We start from the raw sequence: 3,868 nt of genomic DNA on the forward strand, positions 1-3,868 counted from the left end.
CGCCACGCCGGCGCCACCGTCTGCCGGCACACCGCCCGCCACGCCGGTGCCGCCGTCCGCCGGCACACCGCCCACCACGCCGGCGCCACCGTCTGCCGGCACACCGCCCACCACGCCGGTGCCACCGTCTGCCGGCACACCGCCCAGCGCAGCCGGGCCGGCGGCGGACACGACCCCACCGGACCCCGCCCCCGACCGGCCCACCGAGCACCCCGAGCTGCCGGAGGCTCCCCCCTCGGGGATCGAGCGCGGCCCCGGGGAGGAGCCACGCCGGCGGGGCCGGCTGAGGCGGCGGCGCGAGCGCTCTGCCGCACAGCGGCAGGACGAGGCGGAGGAGTCCCCAGGCTCGCTCTTCCGTCCTCCGCCACGGATGCCACGTCCCTAGCGTCGCTCCCACCCTGCGCCACCGGGGCGCAGCGACGGAGGGAGACGACGATGACGCGGTTCGAGGTCGACAGCGCCGAGGTGGGGTCCGCTGCGGCGCGCGCCCGGCACAGCGCCGGCGTGATCCACACGGAGGTCGCCGGGATGATGGCCCAGCTCCTCGACCTGCAGCAGACGTGGAGTGGGGCGGCCGCGGAGAGCTTCGCCGCGGTGGCGCAGGAGTGGCGCGCCACCCAGCAGGTGGTGGAGCAGTCGCTGGCCCAGATCACCGAGGCGCTGGACCTGGCGGCCCGCACGTACGCCGACGCCGAGTCCAGCGCGCACGGGCTGTTCACGGGGCGGTGATCAGCCGGCGCTCTCCAGCACGCCGAGCTCGGCGGCGAGGTTGGCGCGCGCGAGGTCCTCCCACAGCTCCACCGCCGTCGCGGTGCGGTAGATCCGCGGCCGGTCGAGAAGCCGGCGGAGCACCGCGGCCCGGCCACGACGGAAGTCCTCCTCGGGGACGTGCGCGTACTCCGCGCGGACCTGCTCGGTGTAGGTCCGGTACTGCTCGGGCTCGCCGCCGAGCACGCCGAGGTCGGCGTCGCACAGCAGGTGCCCGGCGACGTCGCCCGGGGCGGGGTCGTGCGCCGCGGTGAGCCGGACGAGCCGCGCGACCTCGGCGGCGCCCGCGGTGCCGAGGACGGGCCCGAGGAACGCACCGGCCAGGCCGGCGGAGGCCTCCTCGTCCGCGGGGGTCTCGCCGTCGTGCACGGCGTCGTGGAACCAGGCGGCGAGGCGGACCGTCCCGGTCACCGGCTCGCCCCGGTGGGCGAGGAGGTCGAGGCGGTCGAGGACCTCGCGCAGGTGTCCCGGCCCGTGGTACACCCGGTGCGGCTCGCTCCAGCGGGCGGTGAGGTCCTCGCCCAGCTCCGGGTGCGCGGGCAGCAGGTCCGCCCAGCGCAGCGCGAGCGCGGTGCGCAGCGGGCGGTCGGCGGCGCGCACCCGCAGGCCGCTCGCCCGCAGCCGCCGGATGAGCTCGTGGCCCTCGACGGGCTGCGCGCCGGCGGCGACGACCTCCGCGTGCCGCTCGGCGGGCACGTCGTAGTGGTCGAGGTCGAAGGCGCGGCGGGGCAGGCCGCACCGGGCGGCGAACGCGTGCAGCTCGGCGAGGTCGGTGTCGGAGACGAGGTGGGCCCACAGGGTGCCGTGCGCGGGCCAGCGGGGCGTGTCGACCAGGACGGCCACGGCTCAGCGCTCCCGCACGGTCGTGACCCGCTCGACCCCGTCCAGGGCGCGCAGCGCGGTGATGAGCTCGTGCTGCGGCAGCTTTCCGGTGAACCTGGCGCGGACCTCGACGGTGCGCTCGTCGGTGTTGGCGACATCGACCACGGCGGCACGGTACCCCAGGTCGGTGGCCGTGGTGAGGATCGAGCGCAGCACGCCGCGTCCGTCGCGGTAGCGCAGGACCAGGAGGTTCTCCGCGTCGGCCTTGGGCATACGGGCGGTGAGCAGCCCGAGGAGCGGGATGAGGACGAGGTAGGCGACGGTCACCGCGGTGGCGAGCAGCGGCAGCCCGGCCCCGCAGGCCATCCCGACGGCGGCGACGAGCCAGATCGTCGCCGCGGTGGTCAGGCCGTGGACGACGTTGCTGCGGGTGAAGATGACACCGGCGCCGAGGAACCCGATCCCGGTGACGACCTGCGCCGCGATCCGCCCCGGGTCGGCCGGTCGCTCGCCGAAGAGCTCGGCGAACCCGTACGCCGAGACGACGGTGAAGAGTCCGGCCCCCAGCCCCACGAGGATGTGGGTGCGCAGTCCGGCGTCCTTGTGGTGGTACTCGCGCTCGGCGCCGATGGCGGCGGAGAGCACGAAGGTCAGGCCGAGCATCTGCAGCGAGTCGACGGTCTGCGGCGTCACCTCCCACACCGGCGCCCACCTCCTCGGCGCGGCCACCAGGCCGGGGTGCGGGCGGCGTAGGCCGCGTACTGGGGCACCGCGTCGGTCAGCTGCCGCTCCTCGTACCGGGCCTTGCCCCGGAGCAGCACAGCCAGTGCGACAGCGGCCGCCCGGTGGCGGGGCACACCGGTGGCGAGTGCCCGCCCGGCGGCCGCCAGGGTGAGGCCGGCGTAGATCGGGTGCCGTACCCAGCCGTAGGGCCCGGTGGTCCGGAGCGGCGCCCCGGGTACCGGCAGGGGCGAGGGCGTGAGGGCGGGCCACAGCGTCCCCGCACCGAGCAGGGCCAGGCCGCCCCCGGCGGCGAGCAGGACGCCGCCGATGACGCGGCGTCCCCGTGAGGAGGCTCCGTCGCCGGGCAGGAGGAGCGCGAGGAGCAGCACCAGCTGCGCGGCGACGAGCGCGTCACCGCGCCCAGGTCGCCCTCGTCCCGCACGCAGCCCCACGGTGTCATTGTCGGTCAGTGCGCGCCACGGCGCAGCGGTCCGACCGGCGGTCGGGCTCGGGCGCGGCTGATGTCGGGTCTGACCGACCCCGTCGTCGACACGTCGGCTCCCGGTGGCAGGCGTGGACACGAGTGGTCCGGCGGCGGTGGCTGAGCTGTCGGGCGGCAGCTGCGCTGTCAGCGCCGAGCTGGCTCGGTGGTGACCGACCCGTCGGCGACGGCCGCGTCGGGGTGGGGCACGACGCGCCGAGGGGCGGCACCGTGCCGGTGCCGCCCCTCGGGACTGCTGGACCGACCGGGTCGGTCAGGGTCGGGTCAGAAGCCGCCCATGCCACCCATGTCGTCGCCACCGGCCGGGGCAGCGGGCTGCTTCTCCGGCTTGTCGGCCACGACGGCCTCGGTGGTGAGGAACAGGCCGGCGATCGAGGCAGCGTTCTCCAGGGCGGAGCGCGTCACCTTGACCGGGTCGGCGACACCGGCCGCGAGCAGGTCCTCGAACTCGCCGGTCTGGGCGTTGAGGCCGTGGCCGGCGGGCAGGTTGCGGACCCGCTCTGCCACGACGCCGCCCTCGAGGCCGGCGTTGACGGCGATCTGCTTGAGCGGGGCGTCGACCGCGACGCGGACGATGTTCGCACCGGTCGCCTCGTCACCCTCCAGCTCGAGGCCGTCGAAGGCGTCCTTGGCGGCCTGGATGAGGGCGACGCCACCACCGGCGACGATGCCCTCCTCCTGGGCGGCCTTGGCGTTGCGGACGGCGTCCTCGATGCGGTGCTTGCGCTCCTTGAGCTCGACCTCGGTGGCCGCACCCGCCTTGATGACGGCGACGCCGCCGGCGAGCTTGGCGAGGCGCTCCTGGAGCTTCTCGCGGTCGTAGTCCGAGTCGGAGTTCTCGATCTCGGCGCGGATCTGGTTGACGCGGCCCTCGATGGCGGACTGCGCGCCGGCGCCCTCGACGATGGTGGTCTCGTCCTTGGTGACGACGACCTTGCGGGCCTGGCCCAGCAGGTCGAGGTCGGCGTTCTCCAGCTTGAGGCCGACGGTCTCGGAGATGACCTGACCACCGGTGAGGATGGCCATGTCCTGCAGCATCGCCTTGCGGCGGTC

General features: G+C 75.7%; 5 protein-coding genes. 1 reads left to right on the forward strand and 4 read right to left on the reverse strand.

The window, feature by feature from the left end:
- The first annotated feature begins 435 nt into the window (after nucleotides 1-435).
- A complete protein-coding gene (locus tag Q0195_RS08890; RefSeq protein WP_299277260.1) occupies nucleotides 436-729 on the forward strand; it encodes a WXG100 family type VII secretion target in 294 nt (97 codons plus the stop codon).
- Here the strand turns inward: Q0195_RS08890 and Q0195_RS08895 are convergent, their stop codons facing one another.
- The 4 genes from Q0195_RS08895 to groEL all read right to left on the reverse strand — a co-directional run.
- A complete protein-coding gene (locus Q0195_RS08895; protein WP_299277262.1) occupies nucleotides 730-1,611 on the reverse strand; it encodes a DUF4031 domain-containing protein in 882 nt (293 codons plus the stop codon).
- A gap of 3 nt (nucleotides 1,612-1,614) precedes the next feature.
- Complete coding sequence (locus Q0195_RS08900) at nucleotides 1,615-2,283, reverse strand: MgtC/SapB family protein (protein ID WP_299277265.1); 669 nt, start codon at nucleotides 2,281-2,283, stop codon at nucleotides 1,615-1,617.
- Complete coding sequence (locus Q0195_RS08905; protein ID WP_299277267.1) at nucleotides 2,280-2,765, reverse strand: methyltransferase; 486 nt, start codon at nucleotides 2,763-2,765, stop codon at nucleotides 2,280-2,282. The genes Q0195_RS08900 and Q0195_RS08905 overlap by 4 nt, the downstream gene beginning before the upstream one ends.
- Before the next feature lie 314 nt (nucleotides 2,766-3,079).
- Nucleotides 3,080-3,868: chaperonin GroEL (gene groEL, locus Q0195_RS08910; protein ID WP_299277270.1), on the reverse strand; the 789-nt coding region annotated here is incomplete at its 5' end.

It is taken from the genome of uncultured Georgenia sp. (genome assembly GCF_937958535.1).
Lineage (GTDB): Bacteria > Actinomycetota > Actinomycetes > Actinomycetales > Actinomycetaceae > Oceanitalea.

Excerpts from the sequence above, each read along its gene's own strand:
- Q0195_RS08890 (WP_299277260.1), top strand. The coding sequence starts at position 436 with ATGACGCGGTTCGAGGTCGACAGCGCCGAGGTGGGGTCCGCTGCGGCG.